At 58.5% G+C, this 21,556-nt stretch carries 17 protein-coding genes; 6 read left to right on the top strand and 11 right to left on the bottom strand.

Translation table 11 applies throughout. The annotated features are described in order from the left end of the window. Positions 1-65: 65 nt before the first annotated feature. The 6 genes from FE702_RS14810 to FE702_RS14835 all read right to left on the bottom strand — a co-directional run bounded on the left by FE702_RS14810 (position 66) and on the right by FE702_RS14835 (position 5,208). Positions 66-788, bottom strand: a complete 723-nt coding sequence (locus tag FE702_RS14810) for a gamma-glutamyl-gamma-aminobutyrate hydrolase family protein (RefSeq protein WP_147127100.1) — start codon at positions 786-788, stop codon at positions 66-68. Further along, entirely contained in the window at positions 785-1,792 is a 1,008-nt protein-coding gene (locus FE702_RS14815; RefSeq protein ID WP_147127101.1) for an amidoligase family protein, read from the bottom strand. Before FE702_RS14815 ends, FE702_RS14810 begins: the two co-directional genes overlap by 4 nt. 52 nt (positions 1,793-1,844) lie before the next feature. Further along, positions 1,845-2,525, bottom strand: a complete 681-nt coding sequence (locus tag FE702_RS14820; protein ID WP_147127102.1) for an HAD-IA family hydrolase — start codon at positions 2,523-2,525, stop codon at positions 1,845-1,847. A gap of 223 nt (positions 2,526-2,748) precedes the next feature. Continuing rightward, positions 2,749-4,335 carry a sensor histidine kinase gene (locus FE702_RS14825; RefSeq protein ID WP_186827106.1) on the bottom strand — a complete coding sequence of 529 codons (1,587 nt, stop codon included), beginning with the start codon at positions 4,333-4,335 and terminating at the stop codon, positions 2,749-2,751. Between the two features lie 137 nt (positions 4,336-4,472). Continuing rightward, positions 4,473-5,036: an RNA polymerase sigma factor gene (locus tag FE702_RS14830; protein ID WP_147127104.1), complete on the bottom strand. Its 564-nt coding sequence runs from the start codon at positions 5,034-5,036 to the stop codon at positions 4,473-4,475. Then, a complete protein-coding gene (locus FE702_RS14835) occupies positions 5,029-5,208 on the bottom strand; it encodes a NepR family anti-sigma factor (RefSeq protein ID WP_147127105.1) in 180 nt (59 codons plus the stop codon). Before FE702_RS14835 ends, FE702_RS14830 begins: the two co-directional genes overlap by 8 nt. 94 nt (positions 5,209-5,302) lie before the next feature. On the opposite strand from FE702_RS14835, the gene FE702_RS14840 reads away from it, so the two are divergent. Then, the gene (locus FE702_RS14840) at positions 5,303-6,121 is read left to right on the top strand and encodes a response regulator (RefSeq protein WP_147127106.1); all 819 of its coding nucleotides are present in this window, start codon (positions 5,303-5,305) and stop codon (positions 6,119-6,121) included. Positions 6,122-6,214: 93 nt separating this feature from the next. Here the strand turns inward: FE702_RS14840 and FE702_RS14845 are convergent, their stop codons facing one another. The 5 genes from FE702_RS14845 to FE702_RS14865 all read right to left on the bottom strand — a co-directional run bounded on the left by FE702_RS14845 (position 6,215) and on the right by FE702_RS14865 (position 10,564). Beyond that, on the bottom strand, positions 6,215-6,715 hold the full coding sequence (locus FE702_RS14845; protein ID WP_147127107.1) for a Dps family protein: 501 nt from the start codon (positions 6,713-6,715) through the stop codon (positions 6,215-6,217). 41 nt (positions 6,716-6,756) lie between these two features. Beyond that, positions 6,757-8,406 (bottom strand): acetolactate synthase large subunit, encoded by a 1,650-nt coding sequence (locus FE702_RS14850; RefSeq protein WP_147127108.1) that lies wholly within the window; start codon positions 8,404-8,406, stop codon positions 6,757-6,759. Next, positions 8,407-9,750, bottom strand: coding sequence for an NADP-specific glutamate dehydrogenase (gene gdhA, locus FE702_RS14855; RefSeq protein ID WP_147127109.1), 1,344 nt, complete (start codon positions 9,748-9,750; stop codon positions 8,407-8,409). It lies immediately after the preceding gene. Between the two features lie 49 nt (positions 9,751-9,799). Next, positions 9,800-9,964 (bottom strand): DUF1328 domain-containing protein, encoded by a 165-nt coding sequence (locus tag FE702_RS14860; protein ID WP_147127110.1) that lies wholly within the window; start codon positions 9,962-9,964, stop codon positions 9,800-9,802. 222 nt (positions 9,965-10,186) lie between these two features. Next, on the bottom strand, positions 10,187-10,564 hold the full coding sequence (locus tag FE702_RS14865) for a hypothetical protein (protein WP_147127111.1): 378 nt from the start codon (positions 10,562-10,564) through the stop codon (positions 10,187-10,189). 82 nt (positions 10,565-10,646) lie between these two features. Between FE702_RS14865 and FE702_RS14870 the strand changes: the two genes are divergently transcribed. The 5 genes from FE702_RS14870 to FE702_RS14890 all read left to right on the top strand — a co-directional run bounded on the left by FE702_RS14870 (position 10,647) and on the right by FE702_RS14890 (position 21,555). Next, on the top strand, positions 10,647-11,375 hold the full coding sequence (locus FE702_RS14870) for a Crp/Fnr family transcriptional regulator (protein ID WP_147127112.1): 729 nt from the start codon (positions 10,647-10,649) through the stop codon (positions 11,373-11,375). A gap of 297 nt (positions 11,376-11,672) precedes the next feature. Then, a complete protein-coding gene (locus FE702_RS18950) occupies positions 11,673-17,180 on the top strand; it encodes a beta strand repeat-containing protein (protein ID WP_147127113.1) in 5,508 nt (1,835 codons plus the stop codon). A 51-nt stretch (positions 17,181-17,231) separates the two neighbouring features. After that, on the top strand, positions 17,232-18,005 hold the full coding sequence (locus FE702_RS14880; RefSeq protein WP_186827107.1) for a SapC family protein: 774 nt from the start codon (positions 17,232-17,234) through the stop codon (positions 18,003-18,005). Further along, the gene (locus FE702_RS14885) at positions 18,005-19,414 is read left to right on the top strand and encodes a TolC family protein (RefSeq protein WP_186827108.1); all 1,410 of its coding nucleotides are present in this window, start codon (positions 18,005-18,007) and stop codon (positions 19,412-19,414) included. Before FE702_RS14880 ends, FE702_RS14885 begins: the two co-directional genes overlap by 1 nt. Then, complete coding sequence (locus tag FE702_RS14890; protein WP_147127116.1) at positions 19,411-21,555, top strand: type I secretion system permease/ATPase; 2,145 nt, start codon at positions 19,411-19,413, stop codon at positions 21,553-21,555. Before FE702_RS14885 ends, FE702_RS14890 begins: the two co-directional genes overlap by 4 nt. The last annotated feature ends 1 nt before the right edge of the window (position 21,556 follow it).

Below are 21,556 nucleotides of genomic sequence, written 5' to 3' on the forward strand. Positions count from 1 at the left end.
GGCTTGCGCTTTGATATGGAGCGAGGGCGCCGGTTGGACAGGGTATTGCCGCCGCGTTTTGACCGTCAGGCGAAGGCCTTGTCGACGGCGCGAACTTGCTTGCGGCCTTCCTGATAGGCGCGGGCGGCTTCGACCAGTGCTTTAAAGATGGCGCGCTGGCGGTGGGCATAGATCAGGTGTTCTGGGTGCCACTGGACGCCCAGCAAAAAGGGATCCTTGATCCGTTCGATCGCCTGCACCATCCCGCTTTCATCGCTTGCCGCGACACGAATGCCGGACGCCAATTCGTCGACGGCTTGAGTATGGAGCGCATTGACCTTCAGGTCATCTGTTCCGGTGATCGCTGCGAGGCGCGAGGCACCGTTTACATGGACCGTCTTGCGCGGGAGGATGGTCTTGTAATTGACAGCCCCAAAGCTGGCATAAGCGTCTTGATCCAACGTGCCGCCCAAGGCCACGTTGATCATCTGTGCGCCCCGGCAAATACCGAGCATGGGGATATTGTCCTCCCAGGCGCGACACACGATGTCACGCTCAATCGCGTCGCGCCCGGGATCAAGACGCGCTTCCATCGCCAGTTCGGCTCCGTAGAGCGTGGGAGAAATATCATCGCCACCACCCACGATCACGCCGTCAACGGCATCCACATTTACGTCCGTCTGTCTTTGCCATTTCACGGCGCGCGCACCCGCCCACCACAGATTGAACCGGATGAGTGGGAAAATCCGCCAGCCGCTTCGGCGTGACACGGTTACTCCGATGATGGGGCGATCCGTTGAACGGGTCATGTGGTGTGATGTCCTTCCAGGTATTTGATCAGATAAGGGCGCGACACGTCCCGCCATGCCCGGCGCGTCAAGGCAGGTTGCGTCTGCCACTCACGGCGTGCATGGATCAGCGTGTCGAGCTCATCAGAGGCCGCAAGGGCCTCCACCGCGCACCACCGAGCCCAATCTTTGGACAGGTCCCAACCAGGTTCATCGATGCGGCATTCGGGCAGGCGGTAGTGATACGCCGGGCGCGGCGAAAGCTTGGTGTCATCGCTGACATATTCCGCGGTTACGTCTGCGGATAGCTCTGCGAGGATGGGAAGGAGATCCAACCCGTGATTGCGAGAGGATGTCTTGGACAACAACAAGCACGCGAAGCCATCCATGGTCTCAGGGCGGCCCCCTACCAAGGCTTCAATCAAGCTGTCCGGATAGGGGTCAATGAACGGCAAGGCGCGCCGCGCGATGTCGAGGTCGATATCGCTTCTCAGGGCCTCTTCGAGAAGTGCAAAGGCGCAGGTGACGGCGTAAATGTGCTCGACCGAAGCGTCTGCGATTGCCACGTTCAGATGGACGCCGAACCCGTACATCAGTGCATGTCGTGATCCCAATGCTCCTGCGTCACGCAATTTGGCCAAGGCACTGTTCAAGGTGGGCAGAGCGGCAGGGTCAAAAGGGTCGGTGACCAGCTCTACGGGAACGACCGTTCGGGCGACGGTCAGGGCCTTTGCTCCGCCCACCTGTTCGATTTTCGATTTGTAGGCTGTATCCAGATAGAAGACACATTTGCCGAAATCACGTGTCTGACAGACCCACATATCGCCGTCTTCGCGCGCCGAGGTTTCAAGGGCGGCCGCAAATTTGGTGGCGGCTTCTGCCTCGGTTAGGCCTGCGAATTCGACTTCGACGCCCAGTTGACGCTCGCTCTTCTGCGGGAGCAGGGCACCTGCTGTGCCGCCGCGCTCCGAGGTGTGGCGCGGCAGCGACTTGGTGCGCGAAGCTGGCGTAGCGAGGTCGATCATCACGCATCAACGCGCAACTCACGCATCAGTTCCGGTCGCCTATCTCGCGTGTTTAGACGGCGACCTTGAACGACCAACCCAATGTCGCTCCAACGGCGTCGTTCAGATCATTTGTCACGCTCATGTCTGCGTGCTGCATATCCTTGGCGTCGATGTTTGCGCCGGTAAATCCGATGGTGGAAATCCCGGCTGCTTTGGCAGCGGAGACGCCGTCTGGATTATCTTCGATTGCGACAACGGTGGACGGGGTTCGCTTCAGGACCTTGAGCGTTTCGAAATACACGTCAGGTGCCGGTTTCGAGGCGCGGTGCGGCGTGCGCCATGTCATGTGATCGAATTCGATGCCGGTCTGCCGCGTAACGATGGCCTTAATGGCCTCAACGGTTGCGCGCTCGGTCGTCGTGACGAAGGCAAGTTTCGCACCGTGGAGTGGGGCCATGCTGAGCGTCTCGGCGACGCCCGGACGCAGCATGACATGGCCGCCGGCCAGGAACCGCAGAAACAGGCGGGACTTGGTGGCGTGGATTGCTGCCGCATCAACAGTTTCGCCGCGCGCGGCAGCGTAGCTGTTGATCCGATCCTGACCGCCAGACGCACGCAGCATTTTCTGATAGATTCCCCGATCCCAATGCCAGTCGACGCCGTGATCTTGAAACGCCGCGTTGAAGGCGTCTCTTTGCATTTCTGAGGTCTCTACGATGCTGCCGATTGAACCGAATAGTACCGCTGTCATCTAACGCTCCCTGATCATGTTTGCGGAGGCTCGGTGCGAGCCAGAACACGCACCGAACTCAATCAAATGGGCGGTTGCGGCATATTGTTCCCAACGGACCGAAAAATTTTCCTGAATAGCCAGCCGCGCGCCATAGTTGGCGTAAACCTTGAGGGGTAGACAACCACGAGAGACATGCGTCAGCTGATTAGGAACCTGCAATTGCCACCCAATGCAGACGGTTTCACGCGGCGGCTTGGGCTTTTTCGTCTTGTTCGATCGGCTCGAATTCGACGGCCTGGAACCGCAGGGTGCGCGTAAAAACGCCATCTTGTGTGTTGTGTTCGGCCGTGCCGTCCAACTGACGTTCAAATGCCAGCATAAGTTTGCTGCCCAATCCGGTCTGCGGCGCGTCATCCTCTGGCGCATCGGCGGGGTTGGTCATTTTGACAAATACATCGCCGGTATCCGACACGGTCAACGACAGGGCGATCTTGACCCGCTCGTTTTCGTCGATTCTGGCATGTTTCATGGCGTTCATCAGCGCTTCGGCCACCCACATGGAAAGCGGCACCGCCTGATCCGGATAAAGCAAAACGGCGGCGATATCTGTGTTAATGACCATCCTGGGGTTAGGAGACATCAGTGAGGTCTCGGAGACCACAGCCCCAATGAGGTCTCTTGCATTTACGCGCGACGTTTCCGGTTGATTATAAAGCGATCGGTGCAAGGTTGCGAGCGCGCTCACGCGCCGCTTCAGGCTTTCGAGGATGGAGCGCGCTTCGCTGGTCTGGGCGCTGCGGGATTGCAGATTCATGATCGAGGCAATCATTTGCAGATTGTTTTTCACCCGATGATGAATTTCGCGCAGAAGCACTTCTTTGTCCTGAAGGTCGGACTGTTGCTTGGCTTCTGCGTCGGTAATCAAAAGCGTCATGCGGTTAAAGGCCCGCTGGGCGTCCTTGAACTCGTCAGGTGCGCCATCAAGCAAAACACCGGGGCCACCGCGCTCGCCCAAGGCAAAGCGGCGCATGCCTGACCTCAATTCGGCAAGGTGGCGCAGGACAAGCTGGTTCAGGCCGATATAAGCGACCGTCATGCTCGCCAACCACATCAGGATGGCGAACAGCATGGGCAACAGCGCAAGCTTTAAGGTCCCGTTTGAGGCCGGACCCGAATATGGCCAACTGCCGACAATGGTGTAGCTGTCATTTGCCGCGCTGCGCACGGTGTAGAAGCGAGAGTTGCCCGCGCTGTCATTTGCAACAAAGCTCGTGCCTGATCTGGCCTTGAGGCTGTCGGGTGTGATGTCGACCGGCAAACCAGCCAAGGCATCCGCGCCCATCGGATCGAACATGTCGAACACTTGCGCCTTCGTGGTAATGCCCAGCAAAGCAAGGCCATCGCGTATCTGGCTGTCATCAAGCCCTTCACTAAACCGATCAAGTGCAATCGACAGCGCCATCATGCCGGTCAGTGTTGGGCCATCAAAAACTGGGACACTGACAACAAAGACAGGTGCGCCGCTCAGTTCGCCACTTGGGCTAAGCGCCGTATAGATTTCGGCCCTGTCTATCGAGGCTTGGAAATCTTCGGTCTGGGTAAGGTCAATGGCCTCATTTGGCGACGTGCTGCACCGCATGGTGCCATCAACCGGCGCAAAACCCGCAAAGACGTACCGGGGGTTCTTACGAAGGAAAACGGCCAGCGTTTCACGGCAAGAGGCCGCGTCCGTCGTTCGTGCCATGGCACCAAGCCCATGGGCCGCACCGACAGCCTCTTGCACCAACACCCGCTGATCTGCGGCTGCTGCCTCTGTGACTTCGGCCATGACTCCACGGTTTATGGCGTCGCTATCTTTGACAACCCGGGTGGTTTGCCACAAGGCAATAAGTCCAAGCGGAAAGAGCGCGAGCACCATCAGAAGGATGAGGCGGACACGGAGCCCGCCGAAGGGGTAGGGCCACCTCAAGCCAGCCTCTGATTCTGAGCAACGATGCTCTGTGTCATGGCTTCGGTCGCCTCAAGCGGATCGTCATCTGACAATTGCATGAGTTCTGTAAGTCGCGCACGCCCGCGGTTGATACGGCTCTTGATCGTGCCCACGGCGACGCCGCATGTTTCGGCGGCCTCTTCGTAAGAGAACCCGCTGGCGCCGACGAGGATCAATGCTTCCCGTTGTTCTTCTGGAAGCTGATCAAACGCGACGGAAAAGTCGCGCATTTGAAGTCGGCCGTCATGGTCTGGCTTTTGAGCCAATCCAGCGGTCATGGTCCCTTCAACATCCTCGACCTCGCGCTGCCGCTTGCGGTGATGCGAGTAATAGGTGTTGCGCAAAATGGTGAAAAGCCATGCCCGCATGTTGGTCCCGGGTTTGAAACTATGGATGTTGTTCCAAGCCTTGACCAAGGCGTCCTGTACGATGTCGTCGGCGAGCGTCGCGTTCCGCGTCAGAGACATAGCAAACGCGCGCATCGCACCGAGATGCGTGACCAGTTCATCCTTGGGATTTATTGGGGTGTTGTCATTCATCTGCTTCGCCACCCGTGCCATTGGCAGGATTTGCGGAGTCCTTTTCGCGAAGCTGCTGCAGCAGGTTGGCAAAGCGATCCGGCAGTTCTTCTTGCGCGACTTCGTCGTACGCGCGACGGAGGTTCTTGTCGATTTCCTCCGCAATCCTTGATGTTTTCTCCGGCCGGGTCATCTCTTTACCTTAGTTAGTGCGCACGTGCTTATGTGGAACAAAGTGGTGCACCAGCGGTTTTGTTCCATAGAATTCGCTAAAAGGGAAAACGACTATGACGTCTCAGCCACACAACGACGAACTTTCACTGGCTGACAAAATCGGGCCAAACCTGCCCTACCTTCGCCGCTACGCGCGCGCGCTGACTGGTAGTCAAAGCCGTGGCGATGCCTATGCCGCGACCGCGCTTGAAGCTATTTTGGCCGATCCATCCCTGTTTTCGGATGACATGCCCGCCAAAACAGCGCTCTACTCTGTCTTTCAAACCATTTGGTCCAGTTCTGGTTCCCAACTTTCTGACGGTGAGACCGGGCTGCCCGCAGAAGCGCAAAAGCATCTGCAGGCCCTGACGGCGGATACGCGTGAGGTGCTGCTGCTCCACACTCTGGAAGGGTTCAAGCGCAACGAAGTCGCAATGATCATGCGCAAGACGCCTGAAGAAGTTGGCAAGCTTTTGGATATCGCTTTTGAGGAAATGGCCAAATCGCTCAGCGGCAAGGTCATGGTCATCGAAGACGAAGCGATCATTGCGATCGATCTTGAGCATATCGTTTCGGAAATGGGCCACCGCGTGACCGGCGTTGCCCGCACCGAAGAAGGCGCGATCAACCTGTTCAACCGCGAGAAACCAAGCCTGATCTTGTCGGATATCCAACTTGCAGATGGCTCAAGCGGCATCGACGCCGTCAATCGCATTCTGAAAGAAGCAGAAGACATTCCAGTCATCTTCATCACGGCCTTCCCAGAACGCCTGCTAACGGGTGAGGGTCCAGAACCAGCCTTCCTGATCTCGAAGCCATATACCGAAGATCAGGTGCGCTCGGCGATTTCGCAGGCCATGTTCTTTTCGTCCACCGCGACGTTGAAGGCCTAGCATTTCCCCAAAAAACAAGCCGCAGCCCGAGGGCTGCGGCATCTACACACTCAACTTGTAACTCGGCTAATCGCTAAGATACGTATTCGGGTGTCACTCGGACTTTGACAGTGCGCGCAACATCCATGCGGCTTTCTCGTGGAATGCGCTGCGTTCGGTCGCCAGATCTTCGGTCACCGGATCGGCTTTGCCTTCGACCAAGCGCACAACGGCGTGAAAGCGTTTCGCCAACCGCTCATGATCCTCGGCCAGATCGAGCAACATATCTTCGGCTGACATCGTGCCGTCCTTGTCTTCAATCACCGAACGCCCGGTGATGTCTGCCATGGCGGTCGGCGCGAGGTGACCCAGTGCGCGGATGCGCTCGGCCAGCTCGTCGGCAGCCTTGAACAGATCTTCATAATGCTCTTCGGTCAGGTTGTGGACCGAATAGAATAGCGGACCCTCGACGTTCCAATGGTAGGCGTGGGATTTGAATACGAGGCGGTAGGTATCCGCCAGCACGTCGCCAAGCGCCTCTGCGATGGCGGGCGTTTCGCGCACGCCTGTGGATACTGAATCTTCTGACGGGATGACTTTCAATGCGTTGGTCATGGTGTCTCTCCTTTCGTGTCTGCGTTCAGGGGGACAACCGCCTAGGCCGCGATATTGTTCCCGTTGGAACCGGGCATTTGTCCGACAGATTGATAATCGACTGCGACGGTCAAAAGAGTGGGGCCCTCAGCGCTGTGCGCAACCTGCAAAAGCTCTGGCAGGTCCGCTCGACCCTTCACCGCCGCGTAGGTCCAGCCGAATGCAGCGGCGAGTTGTTCCCACTGCGGATTTGCGAAGGGAAAGTTAGGCCCGCTTTCGCCCTGGTGGGCATCAATCAGGCCAAGACCGCCATCGACCCAAACCATCACGGTCAGTTGGAGTCCCAGTCGCGTGATGGTTTCCATCTCTTGCACATTCATCATGACGTCTCCGTCACCACAAATGGCCAGAACGCGCCCTTCTGAGGGCAGGCGTGCCGCCGCCAGCGCGCCCGGCAAGGCCAGTCCCATGCCGGCTAGACCATTGGGCACGATCAATTGGTTCGCGCGCAGTGGCTGAACGTGCCGGGCGATCCACATCTTGTGCATGCCGACGCCAGACAAAACGGTGTCTTCTGTACGGAGCGTTTCGGTAACTTCACGGCAGATGTCCGCCGGAGCCATGGCGCCGGTTTCCGCCGAATTCTGAACGCGGTTCAGGGCCTTGCGCATTCCCTCTTGAGCCGCTTTGAATGACTGGCGCATGACCCATGTCTTGTCGCCAATCGCATCCTTGAGATGCTCAAGCGTTTGAGTGATCTCTCCGACCGCCAAGGCATCTATCGCCAGTCCGGTGTCGGCGCGTGGCGTGTCGCCATCTATGACCGCGACACTGGCATCGTCGGGAAGGTTCAGCGCGACGGGTGGGTATTCAACCGCATCAAAACCGACAAACAGCGCGCAGTCGGTTGCCTGCAAGGCAAGGTCCACCCAATCTTCCTTGGCCTGTCCAATCGTGAACAGGGATTGTGGATGGTCGGGGGGCAGGATGCCTTTGGCCATGAAGGTCGTCGCGATGGGAATGCCAGTGGTCTCTGCAAGAGAGCGCAGCATGTCGGCGGCTTGCCCGCGCACCGCACCAGCACCGGCAAGGATGACTGGACGTTCGCTGCAAAGCAAACGCTTTGCGACCGCATCAACATCCTTGCCGTCCGCAAGCTGTCGCGCAACCGGTTGGGTCGGCAAGGGGGACGCAGATGTTTCGGCGGCAGCCACGTCCTCGGGCAGTGTCAGATGCACGGCTCCGGGGCGCTCAGTGCAGGCAACGCGCCACGCTTCTGCAAAGCTGGCGGGAATGTCATCGACCATCAGCAACGTGCGGCTCAGTTTTGTAATCGGCGCGAACAACGCTTCGAGGTCGATCATCTGGTGGCTCATGCGGCCCAAACGCCCACGCCCACCCTGACCGGTAATCGCGATCAGCGGCACATGGTCAAGCTGCGCATCCGCCACCCCGGTGACGAGGTTCGTGGCGCCGGGCCCAAGCGTTGCTAAGCAGACGCCAGGTTGCCCTGTCAGACGTCCATGAACGGATGCCATGAACGCGGCACCCTGTTCATTGCGGGCCAAAACGAATTCGATGTCGGACGCGGCAATCGCCTCCATGATTTCTGTCGTTTCTTCGCCGGGAACACCAAAGACGGTGTCCACGCCAGCCTCGATCAGACACTGAACAAGGAGCGTGCCGCCATTCACTGTGTTGGACTTACCCATTTAGAGCACCCCCTGTGCGGTGATGGCCTGTGCCAGCTTGCGATAGGCTGCGACGTTAGCGCCGCGCGCGTAATCTATTTTGCCGCCGGACTGACCTTCGTCTGCAGCGCGATCGTGAATTTGCTTCATGATATCTTTCAGGGCCGCGTCGACTTCTTCCGCGGTCATAAAGCGGCGGTGGCTAGTCTGGCTCATTTCAAGGCCGCTGACAGCGACACCGCCCGCATTGGAGGCCTTCCCCGGAGCATATGTGACACCTGCTTTGCGCAACACAGCCAGAGCATCGGGCGTCGTTGGCATGTTTGCGCCTTCAGCGAGCAGCGATGTGCCAGCGTCGACAATGGATTTGGCAGCGTCTTCGTCGATTTCGTTTTGGGTGGCGCAGGGCAGCGCTATGTCCGCCGATTGCTGCCATGGAGTTTCGTTTTCGCGGAACGCTGCCCCGAAATCCTTGGGCGGATTGGCGAGGTCTTTTCCCGCCGCCTTTTGCTCTTGTACCCAGCGGATGGCCTCCTGGCTAAGACCGTCAGGGGCATAAAGTGTGCCGCTCGTATCCGACAGCGTCACCACCGTTGCGCCTTCACAGACCGCTTTCTCGGCTGCGTGGGTCGCGACATTGCCTTTACCGGAAATGGCCACGCGTTTGCCGGTGATGTCGGCATTCCGACGCGCCAGCATGGCTTGAACAAAATAGATTAAACCGTAACCGGTGGCTTCAACGCGCATTTCTGAGCCACCGTAGGACAGGCCTTTGCCGGTGAGTGCGCCGTCATAAATGCCTGCAGCATTCATCCAAGCGCCAAAGAGGTATCCGATCTCGCGCGGCCCAACATTGATGTCACCTGCCGGGACGTCGCGATCCGGACCAATATAGGGGGCAAGTTTGCCCATGAAGGCCTGACAAAAGCGCATGATCTCGGCGTCCGAGCGGCCACGCGGATCAAAATCCGCCCCGCCTTTTGCGCCGCCAAGGGGCAAGCCGGTCAACGCATTTTTGAAGCACTGCTCAAAGGCAAGGAACCTCAGATCATCCAGCGATACACCTGGGTGAAAACGCAGGCCGCCTTTGTATGGACCGATGGCGTTCGACGCCTGTACACGCCAGCCGCGATTGATGCAGACGTTTCCATCATCGTCGGCCCATGTGACCCGAAAACTGATGACGCGGTCTGGTTCGGCTATCCGGCGCAGAACCTGATTGGCAGACCACGTGGGATCATTCTTTTCGACCGCGAGCACATCTGAGGCGACGTCGCGCACGGCTTGTTTGAAGTTTGACAGATCATCGTCTTGCTCCGAGAGCGTGGACATGAAGTGTTCTGTGAGCGCGTCGATGCGATCCATGGGGTGTTCCAATCGGTTGTATCAGGAGAGTGGTCGGAAGGGGGAGCGGTCAGCGCCCGCGGAGGAATTGCGCAATCAACGTCACGCAGAAGAGCAAGAAAAACAGAATAAACAGCACTTGCGCGATGCCGGTGGACGCGGCTGCGATGCCGCCGAATCCAAAGATGGCTGCGACAATTGCGATAACGAGAAATGTTGCGGACCAAGTAAGCAAAACGGGCCTCCTTTCATGGATGCCCAACGCGTCCAGCCTTCCAAGGTTCCTTAAGGTGGAAAGACGGTTCGTGGACTTGCGGAACCATTCACCTTTGCACGCGTTCGCTGATGATGATGAAGTCTGCTTATGCAACGGTACCGGATGAGCGTATACGCGCGGAAGCTATACCAGTCCGTGTCACGGCTGCGTTCGGACATGCTGCGGAGCGCACTGTGGACGCTAGTCGCCGTAATCCCAGAGGTTCAATTCCATCAGGGCGGCATTCAAATGCACATCGTGATAAGGGCGCGCCACGGTTACAATGCGTGCCTTTATCGAAGACGACGCGACACCGTTCAGCGCGATTATCGACGTGCCAAAAGCCACGCAATCGCGCAGCAACTGCATCGTGCCCGGCACAGCCTGAGACAAGCCTACGATGGCCAGCGCATAAGGCGTTTTCGCTGTGTTCAGCAACTCTGCGGCCGCCTTGGATGACATCGCAGTATCGGGTGCAGCCCACCCAAGCGACATCAGATAATCGCCGAGATCCATAACTTCGATCTCAGACTCACCAACAATCAACGCGCGCACGTCTGGAGCAACTTTAAACGTCATTTTGAAATGTCTGTTCGCATGGCGTTGCTCTGACACAGAAACATGCGACGCGAATTAAACTATGACATAGGAGACAGCATTAATGTCGACAAAATGCAGCGACTGCCCTCTTCGTAAAATGGACTTCTTCGCAGAGATGTCTGCGTCCGAGGTGGCCTTTATGGAGGGTTTCAAGACTGGAGAGCTTGAAGCGCAGCCGGGCACTGAAATTATGGCACAGGGGCAGTCGTCGACGCATTTGTTTACCTGCCTCGAAGGCATGGGGCTGCGTCATCGGACGCTGGAAGACGGGCGTCGCCAAGTGATCGGGTTTGTGATGCCGGGCGATTTCATCGGCCTTCAGGCGGGTGTCATGGGCGAAATGGATCACTCTGTTGAAGCAACAAGTGACATGCGTCTTTGTACATTCAACCGGTCTGAATTGTGGTCTCTCTTTAGTTCGAATCCCACCCGCGCGTACGACCTGACCCGGGTTGCCGCGGTAGAAGAAGTCTTCCTCGGTGAAGCATTGACCGCCGTCGGACAAATGCAGGCGCGCGTACGGATTGCATGGGCGTTGCACCGTTTCTATCATCGCTTGGCCGCCGTCGGATTGGGGGATGGCAATTCTGTGCCTTTTCCCTATCGACAGCAGGACCTAGCTGACGCTTTGGGCCTGTCGCTTGTTCACACGAACAAGACACTTAGCGCCTTGCGCGATGATCAGATTGTCACCTGGACAGAGCAACGGCTTGCCATTCATGACTTCGGGCGGCTTGAGGCCGAGGCAGGCGTGGATGCGGCAAAACTGGTGTCGCGGCCTTTAATCTAGAACGCGCAGTTGGGCATTGGCGCATAGTCTGCGCGCCAATGTCACTTCACGCTGGCTTTGATTGGAATTGAGCAGCTGGCGTTTGGCGCAACCATTGCTGGCAAGACTGTTTCCGGCATACGCCCCAAATGGGGGGTGTCGGCGCTATTTTTCTGTTTTTCACAACAAATCATCGTTTGCGTTACGTCACTTATCGCCTATCAAACATCAAAGTAGATTTACCGAAAGGCGTCTTAAATGGCTCGCGATTTTGCACATTCCCTTGATTCTCTGTCTTCTCCTGCGGCGTGGCCCCAGGTGGTCCAGTCCAAGAGTTTGGCAGGTGACGCGTCAGCACGCGCTTTGCAGGGGGCATTGCCGGTAAGCCTGCCGCGCGGCGAAGGTGCGCGCCGCAAGGCGCTTCGGAGCCTCGCCAAAGCCAATAAGATGGCCATGGCTGCCGGGACAACGGCCTTTGTCCTTGTGCTTCTGTCCGCAGAAGGCGCCGCTGCCCAGGCGGCATCAGGACCGGTCAGTGTCGCCGGTGTCGAGGGGGTTGCATCCGTTGCCGTCCAAGCGGATGGGACCGTGTTGGTGACCATGGACAATGGCCAGCAATATTCTCTGCCCGCGGAAGCCGTAACCATTGCAGCTGATGGCACGGTCCTTGTTTCGGCTGCGATTGCAGAAGGCCTTGCTGCGACCGGTGCCGGTGCTGTTGCCGCCGGTCCTTCGTCGGCTATGCTCGCGGGCCTTGGTGCCGGGGGTCTTGCGCTCGCAGCCGCTGGTGGCGGCGGCGGTGGCGGTGATGACGGTGGGTCAGGTGGCGGGTCCGCCGCGCCGGTTCCGGCGGGCACCGTGGTTGATGGATACCTCGTGGGCGCCACCGTTTTCCGCGATGCCAACGGCAACGGCCAACTGGACGAAGGTGAATTCAGCACCACGACTGACCAAAACGGCGAGTGGTCGCTGGCCCTTGATCCATCTGCACCTGATGCGCAGCTGATTTCGATTGGCGGTATCGACCGCAGCACCGGCGAGACATTTACAGGCGTCCTGACCGGCCCAGCCGATGCAACGGTTTTGACACCGATCACGACCCTTGTTCAGGCGTTGATTGAAGAACGCGAAGCGGCAGGCACGCCTGTTTCCGCCGAAGACGCAGCTGCAGAGGTGGCAACGGCGCTGGGCCTTGATGGTCAGGATATTCTTGATCTTGATCCTGTCGAATTGGCAGAAGGCGGCGATTTGGAAGCCTTGCAACTTGCTGCTCAGATCGCTGCGGTCATCAACGTGGCCGCCGGTGGCTCGGAGGATGATCAAGCCGCATCCAGCAGCGTGGCATCGTCGCTGGTGAACAGCCTGCTGGAAGATGGCGCTGACGCGTTGACCGACGAACAGGCGATTGAAGACGCGTTGCTTGCAGCGGGTCTGGACGCGGACCTGGCAGATGCAGCGGCGGGCGCTGTGCAAGACGCGAACGAACTGATCGGCGATGCCGAAGACCTGCAGGGCATTACGGATGTCCAAGAGGTTGTCCAAGGTGACCTTGTCGAAGGCACTGAAGATGGCGATGTCGGTGATATCAACGTGGGCGATGCAGTGGACGCAGTTGTCCCATTGGTGCCGACGGTGAATTCCGAGCTGGATGCTCTGCTGGGTGGTGATGAAGGCACCGTCACGATTTCGGGCACCGGTAAAGTCGGTAGCACGGTCCGCGTCACGATCGCCGACGTGGTCTATACCACCGTAGTGACCGAAAACACGGCATCGCCGACCACGGATGCTGATGCCCCGTCGGCTGCGGGCGTTTGGTCGATCGATATCGATCTGTCTGATTTCGACACGGACGGCACCTTTGACGTCGAAGTCGCAGCTGCGTTTGCAGGGACAACGACCTTCACGGACCCGGTTGACGGCGGTTCGGTTGAAATCGACACGACCGGTCCTGCGGTCACGCTGAATACAGTGTCCGGTGACGACACGATTTCGGGAGCAGAGCTTCTGGATAGCGTATCCATTACAGGCACCACAGAAGCCGGCGCCTCGGTGGTGGTCGGTTTTGGCGATGCAAGCCAAACCGTGACCGCAGACGAGGATGGGAATTTTGAGGCTGTCTTCGCACGCAGCGATATTCCTGATGCGGGCACAGCCACCGTCACAGCCACTGCGACTGACGCGCTGGGCAACGAGGGCGACGCGGCCACGTCTTCCGTTACGGTCGAAGAACTGGATCAACTGACCGTCACCATGACGGTGGGTGAGGCGCTCAACATGTTCGGTAGCGATTTCACCGACGAGGCATATTTCCTTGATGGTGGTCTAAACAGCGCCTTTGGCGATGATACGCCTGACGCAACATCAACGACACTGACTTACACCGGTTCGGACGGCACAACGCTTGTCTTTACAGGCACGGATATCAGCGTTGATCCACTGGGCGGCGTGATCACCAGTGTCACGCTGACAGGCGCGACCGAGGCGACGTTGACGCCTCTCGACACCGCAGGCGGCACAATTTTGACCATCGACGGTTTGCTGCTGGCGGTCGAGGATCTGGTGTCCATCGCGACGTCTGTTCGTGAGGATTCCAACCTGAATGCCTGGTACAACATGCTTGATGACTACGCGCGCGTGGTCAACGGCTCTGAAGACCGTGATTACCTGGCTGGCAGCCCGAATGCTGACGTCATCAATGGCCTTGGCGGGAATGACATCATTTTCGCCGGCGCGGGCGATGATACCGTCAACGGTGGCGGGGGGCGCGACTATATCATCGTGACCGAAGGCAACAACACCATTGATGGTGGGGCAAGCGGCGAAGATCAGGTGTCCTATGAAGACGCCGCAAACGGCGTCAACGTCAACCTGGAAGCAGGCACCGCGACGAACGGATCCTTCACAGACACGATCAGCAATGTCGAACTCGCGCGAGGCTCTGCATTCGACGATACGATCGTCGGGGTCAACAATGGCGATGACTTCTCGCAGATTTCAGGGCTGGCCGGGAACGACACGCTGACCGGCGGTACCGGCACCAACGACATGCTGGACTATTCGCGAGATGAGCGTGAAGGCGGCACCAGCGGTGTGACGGTCAACTTGCAAACCGGGACCGCGACCGATGGTTTTGGCGACACCGACACGATTTCCGGCTTCGAAGAAGTGAATGGTACCGGCTTCGATGACGATATCACTGTCGAAGATACCGTCAGCGGCCGCCGCTGGATCGACATGGGCGATGGTGACGACAGGTTCACGTCTGCGCTTGAAACCGGTCGTGATGAAAATGTGGGCGTGCGGACCGGCGACGGTGAAGACACCGTGGTGTGGCGTGGCGGACGTTTGCACATCGACGACTTCGACACGTCCAAAGACAAGCTCGAATTCTCGGACGAAATGCTGGCGCTGTTTGCGACGGCAAATGTGTCGGAATACTCCGGCGAGGATGACAATGGTCCTTATTCTGGCGTCAACTTCTGGATTGAGGAAGAAGACGGCACGATTCACTCGCTGTCGTTCAACGATCTGACGCTGGAAGACATAAACGACATCAACATTGTCAATGAGATCGAAAAACAGACCTTTACCGGGACCGATGGCGACGACACGTTCCGCAGCGGTCTGGGCGACGATACGTTCCTTGGCTCTGCGAACGACCGTGAGGACGAATTCTTTGCGGGCTTCGGGGATGACACCTTTGATTACACCGGTCTGACCGGGTCAAATCGTCAGATCATCAACTATGGTGATCTTGACGGCTCGTTCACGTTTGAGCTCGACTATGCCGCCAACACGGGCACCGTCGAAAGCGACGTATTCGGCTCTGACACCATCATCAACCTACTGGGTGCTGCATTGCATGCGGACGGTGATGGGCAGTTGACGATCGTCGATGGCCGGGGTGATGACACCGTCAATTTGACCATGAGCGAAACGTCTTTCACCGAAACCGTTCTGCGATGGGGTGGTGGTAGCGACAGCTACAATATTACGGTAGGCGCTGGTTACCTGGAACTGAGTTTTGGCCGTGCCGAAAGCATTGACCTGAACCTCGCTGATGGCGAGGCCACAGCCACGCGCGAGCGCGGCGATGAGACCGAGACAAGCGAAATTGATATCTCGATCACCGGGGAAAATGACGACTTTGAATTGTCCGTTGTCCTGACGGAGGGCGATGACACCTTCACTGGGTCGGACCGGGATGAGCGCGTTGTGGGTCGCGGTGGCAATGACGTTGCCGATGGCGGCGACGGCTACGACATCTTCCGCACGGACTGGGATGACTTCGGCAGCGTGACCGTCGATCTTTCCGGCACCACACAGACTGTCACAGGCACCTATGATGGCGAAGCCTTCACCGCGACTGTGTCGAACTTTGAAGAGTTCCGTGGCAGCCAGCAGAATGACACCATGATCGCAGGCGACGACGGCGTTCGCTTCCGCGGTCGCGATGGTGATGACACTCTGACCGGCGGTGCAGGTGACGACATCCTCGAAGGGGACGATGGCGACGACATCTATACCGGCGGTGCCGGTGCCGACCGCTTCGTGCTTGAGCAAGGCCATGACATCATCATGGACTTCAACCCAGCTGAGGGTGACGATCTGGACGGCAATGGCCCGTTCGAAGTCGACGATCCGTCGCAAGTGACGATCACGGACACCACCGTCAACGGTCAAGCCGCCGTGACGATTGGTATCGACGATGACAACTCTTTGACGTTGGTCGGCTTCACGCAAGAGGACGTTCTGGCGCTGTTCTCAGATGATAACGGAAATGGCGGGAACAACGGTGTTCGGTTCAACTACACGCCGCCGCCATCTGACTCGGTTCTGGTGACACTGAACCAGCCGGTGGATCTGTTCCGGCCTTTGATCGACGGCACGTTTAATGGCGTTTCAGAGGACTCTGCCGGAACAAACTTTGTCCTGTCATTCGATTACCAAGGGGAGTCCTATGAATACTCCTTCATTGGTACGAATTTTGACGTCAGTCTAAGCCTGACAGGCGATCTCGATCCTGGTGCCAACAGCACCATCGAGTCGATGTCCTTCTCCATAGTGAGTGTCGAACCTCCGCAGCAGCTTGCTGAGGTGACTAACATGGACATGGCGGGCAGAGACGTCATCGAACTGATTGATAGCGCCATCGACAATGACGGAACAATCACCGCTAGCGGCACAGCGTTTGGCGACAGTGGACGTGCTGTGGTTATCGTGGGTTCTGGCCCAGAGGATGACATCGCCATTGACGGCGTAACGACCTACATCTTCACAGGCGGCAGCGATGATACGGTGTTTGCTGGCGAAAACCACGATGGCTTCAACATCATTTCGGTCGAAGAAGGTGGCGATACAGTCATCATTAATCCGATCACTTCGGCGGACACCTATATCATTATCGACACGGACGGGACTAACGCCTCCGAGATCATTGATGTACAGGGCTTCCGCGTCGGGAGTAGCGAGGATGATGGCGGTGACTTGTTCGTTATCGAAAGCCAAGATGGTTACGACATGCAGTTTGTTGGGTTCACCCAGGGCGATGTAAACAGCCTTGCTGATTTGGACGCGGCTCTGAATGATCCAAGCGTCATCACCTTCGATCAGGATCAAATTGGCGAGTTTGGCTTCGTTCTTGTTCAGGATGGGCAGGGCAACGGTACGGTTGCATCGTTCATCGTGGATGAAAACGCACGGGGTCAATTGCAAGACATTCATGCACATCTGACAGACATGAGCCTGAACAACATCGATGACATCACGACCTACGAGTTCATGCAGTACATCGAAGACACGCCTGACGCGCCCGATTTCGCCTAAGGTGGGTCGGCAGGCAGTCGAACATTCAGGGATGGCCTTGTGATGGCCAACATGAAGAAACCAACAGTTCTCTCAGCCCGGACGCATCGCGCTCTGGGCTGGGTTTCCCCGGGGCCGGAGGATGCGCTAACCGCGCTAGGCTCTGTACCTGTAGGGGCGCATGAGGCCTATCCGACCGCTGCCGCGTTGCCGATGATCGTCTATCGACCTGCAAACGGCACGCTACAGTTGCGCGCGCTGCTTGGCGCTGCCGGACGTGCGCGTTGGCAATCGAGTGAATTGGCGCATCAGCCCTTTGCCCTCAGGTTTTATCCGTTCACGGTTCTCAGGGGGCGTCCGGACGGCGCGCCTGATGATCAACTGCCGGAATGGCGGCTCGCGCTCCATGACGCGCCAGACGCGATCCGTGCAGACGGTCATGCTTTCTTTGGACCCGATGGAAAGCTTGCACCCGCAACACAAAAGATCGCGTCGGAATTCGAGCGGGCCTGTGCCGACTATGATCGCGCATTGGTTCTGGTGCGTCAGCTGGATCATGCAGGCCTGCTGTTACCGTTGTCGGAGTTGCAACCGCAGACCCTTTTGATCAACGGTAAAGCGATGCGCGACTTAAGCGCTGAGGCTTTGCAATCGCTGCATCGCACAGGGGCCTTGCGGCTGGCCCACGCTATGGAAGTGGCGCGCGTTCACTTGCGCAGACTTGATATGACACCGAAGGCTGGCACGACCGCAACAGACGCCGAAGAGGCTGAGGCCGGCGGGTTCCTGGATGCTGTGCTCTCTGCTATGGCGGATGACGATACAGCCGCAGCGGAGCCTAGATGATGGTGACCCGGCTCCTGATGAGCCCAAGTCTTGTGATCCTGCTTGTACTGGCGGGGTGTATGACCGTGCCGGATGCGTCGCAGAAAGACGTTTCAAAGACGGACCAAGCGTCGGCCGTTGCCGCGACATCGACAAGCGTTGCGCCGATCACTGAAGTTGCCAGTGTGACCGCCACCCCGAACCGTTTGACAGGGACAATCTCGGCCACGCCATTTGCGGCTGTGGTGCGCGACGGGACGGCGCGGGCGCCGACGACGTTGGCTCAGGCAGCGGCATTGACGGCTGCACGCGTGCAGGTCGGCGCGCGGCAAGCTGCTTGGCAGCCGCAGGTGTCATTGGGTGTCTCCGCCAACTCTGGCGGAGATGTTGTTCCTGTCGGCCGCATTACGCAGCTGCTTTATGATGGCGGGGCAAGCCGTGAGCAGATCGCGATTGCCAAGCTTGGCGCAGATCAGGCCTATGAAAGCCAACTGGCGGAAATGGCAACGCAAACCTACGCGGGTGTTGATGCAATTATCGCCTTGACGCAGGCCCGGGCGCGGGTGGATCAGGCGCGCCGCAACGTGGCTGCGGTGCAGGACATCGTCTCAGACCTACAGCGCCGGTTTGACGTGGGCGCGGGGTCATCTGCTGATCTGTTGGCGGGCGAAGGACGCGTTGCGCAGGCAACCTCTGCGCAGCTAGAAGCCGCAGCCGATTTGCGCGAGGCAGAAGCGCTCTGGACAGATCTTTTTGGCTTGCCTGCTCCGGCGCGTTTGCCGTCCGTTCCCAAAGCACCGCGCTTGCGCAACACCAATGTCGACGCGGCCTTGGCAGGCAGCCCGCGATTGCGCGCGCAGGTCAATCAGGTCGCTGCGCAGGAGCGGTCGGTGGAACTTGCCCGCGCGCAGGGACGTCCGCGCGTATCGGCGATCTTGGAAAGCGACTTTGGCGTCGGCAATTTCGAAGATGACGTGCAGGCGCGCGTTGGTGTGGATGTGCCCGTCTATCAGGGGGGGCAACTGCAGGCGTCGGTCGCCGGGGCTGAGGCAGACCTTGCCCAAAGTCGCGCCGCTCAGGAAGGGCTGCGTCGTGATCTGCGCCGCGCGCTGACCTCCGCCTTGGCAGAGGTGTCTGATACAGCGTCACGCCTTGCCGCCGCGCAAAAGGCGGTGCGCGTGAACCGCGACGCCCTTGAGGCTGCGCGCGGGCAATTCCAATTGGGGTCTGGTTCGCTCATTGCCATTCTTGATGCGCAGCGGTCGATCAATGAAACGCAGGTCTCGCTGATTGATCTGCGCGCTGACACGGCGCGTGCCGAATACGCGATACTTGCAATCACGGGCGACATCCTGACGGCTGTCGGTGTCGTCTTGCCTGTCGCACCAAGCTTTGCGCCGACCCCGATGCTGATTGGTGGTGAGCGATGACGCCCGAAGCGCAGCAGGACACCTCAACACCCGGCGCGGAATTGCGCTACGCCTTGCGCGCCTTGACAGATCGGCTGGGTCATCCGCTCAGTGATGCCGACCTTGATCGGGTGTTTGCCGGAAAGCCGGGAACCTACGAGGTCACCGATGCCGTCGCCGCGCTGGAACATGCGGGGTTCGTGGCGGATTACGGCAAGTTGGCTTTGGGCAAGTTGGACCCGGCCCTGTTGCCAATGCTTGTCTTTGACAAGGCAGGCGCGCCGCTTTTGATCCTCGCCCGCGAGGATGCAGGGCGTTTCTCGGTTCTCGACCCAGAGACAAACGCCCCAAGGGTCATGACCCTGCAGGATTTGAAGCCAAGGCGCATTCGCTACGGGTTGCGCGTGCGCCCGGGGCTTGCACGCACAGGGGGTGACACGGACGAGGCCAAGGGGGGGCACTGGTTCTGGTCGTCTTTCCGGAATCTGAAGGGCATTTACCTTCAGGTCATCCTAGCGGCGGCGATTGCCAACGTGCTGGGCCTGACAACATCGATTTTCACAATGGTCGTCTACGACCGGATACTGCCGAACGAGGCGATTGACAGTCTGTTCGCCTTGGTGGCCGGTGTGGGTATTGCCTTGGGCTTTGATTTTCTTGTGAAATCTCTGCGCAGCGCCTTTATCGACAGCGCCGGACGTCGCGCGGATCAGAGGATGGCAGAAAAGCTATTTCAGCATGTGTTGTCGATGAAGATGGCAGCACGGAACAAATCCGTCGGCCACATGACTTCGGTGATGAAGGATTTCGAGGTGGTACGCGAATTTTTCACCTCTGCTTCGATGGTGGCGCTGGTCGATCTCCCATTCGTGGCGCTGTTTATCCTTGTGATCTGGATGATTGGCGGACCACTTTATCTGATCCCGGCAATCGCAGTGCCTGTCGTCTTGGCCATCGCGTTGATCGCGCAGCCGTTGATGCGGCGGCATATGTTGAACAGCTCGCATGATGGTCAGTCGAAACAGGGCGTCTTGGTGGAAACTCTGACCGGTATGGATACGCTGAAATCTGTCGGGGCCGAATCCCTGGTGCGGTCGCGTTGGAACGCTGCTGTCAAAACGCAGGCTGACAATGCCGGCAAAGGCCGCCGCGTCGCGCAATCGACCATTAACCTGACCACATTCATTCAGCAAGCCTGTCAGGTCCTGATCGTATTCTATGGTGTTTTCCTTGTGTCGGCAGGGCAGGTGTCGATGGGGGCATTGATTGCCTGCGTGATCCTGACGGGCAAAACACTGGCTCCTCTGGCGCAGGTCAGTTCTGTGATGACGCGCGCAACGCAGGCCATCATCGCCTATCGCCAAATCAATGAGGTGATGGAAACACGCACGGAACGCGAGGTCGGGAAACGCTATCTGCCCTTGGCCAAACTGAGCGGGAAGATCGAACTGGAGGACGCCTCGTTCGCCTATTCGGACGAGATTGGGGATGTGCTGAGTGATCTGTCCATCGCGATTCAACCGGGTGAGCGTGTGGCGATCATGGGGCCTGTCGGCTCGGGCAAAAGCACCGTGGCGCGGATGCTGCTGGGCTTGGCGGAACCCACCGGAGGGCGTGTCCTCTTGGATGGGCTGGATGCGCGCGCGATTGATCCGGCGGACCGCATCCGCAACATCGGTGCTGTGCTTCAGGAACCGTGGCTGTTTTCCGGGACGGTTCGCGAAAACATCGTGGCGGGCCGGTATGGCGTGGCCGATACCGAAGTTCTGGAAAAGGCTCAGTTGGCCTGCGTCGATGAAATCGTCGCGCGGCACCCGCATGGCTATGATCTGACTCTGCGCGAGGGCGGGCAGGGCATATCCGGTGGCCAGCGACAGTGCATCTCGCTGGCTCGTGCGCTGATTGGCGATCCCAACGTACTCGTTCTGGACGAGCCGACGGCGGCGATGGATGTCCGCACCGAAGCGCGCGTGATTTCGAACCTCGACACCTATCTGGGCGCGGATGACGCCCGCACGCTTGTTTTGGTGACACACCGGACAAGCCTTTTGAAACTCGTGGATCGCGTGATCATCCTGGAACGTGGCCGCGTGGCCTATGACGGGCCGAAGGAACAGATGCTGAAGCGTCCGTCCAAACCTCGGTCGGCATCGGTGGCATAAG

This window comes from Shimia ponticola (assembly GCF_007995215.1).
In the GTDB taxonomy this organism is placed as follows: Bacteria; Pseudomonadota; Alphaproteobacteria; order Rhodobacterales; family Rhodobacteraceae; genus Shimia_B; species Shimia_B ponticola.